A 256-nucleotide genomic window follows, 5' to 3' on the forward strand; every position below is an offset into this window, starting at 1 on the left:
CCGAGCTGGTGCAGTTCCACCCGTCCGGCATCATCGAACCGGAGAACGCCGCGGGCACCCTGGTCAGCGAGGCCGCCCGCGGTGAGGGCGGCATCCTGCGCAACGCCCTCGGCGAGCGGTACATGAACCGCTACGACCCCGAGCGCATGGAACTGTCCACCCGCGACCGGGTGGCCCTCGCCTCGTACACCGAGATCAAGGAGGGCCGGGGCACCGCGAACGGCGGGGTCTGGCTCGACGTCTCCCACCTGCCCCG

Annotated in this window: 1 protein-coding gene; it reads left to right on the plus strand. The window is 71.9% G+C overall.

Features of this window, described 5'->3' with window-relative positions:
- On the plus strand, positions 1 to 256 hold a 256-nt coding region (locus ACF088_RS41300), incomplete at both ends, for an FAD-binding protein (RefSeq protein WP_392381131.1).

This window comes from Streptomyces sp. NPDC015125 (genome assembly GCF_043080045.1).
In the GTDB taxonomy this organism is placed as follows: Bacteria; Actinomycetota; Actinomycetes; order Streptomycetales; family Streptomycetaceae; genus Streptomyces.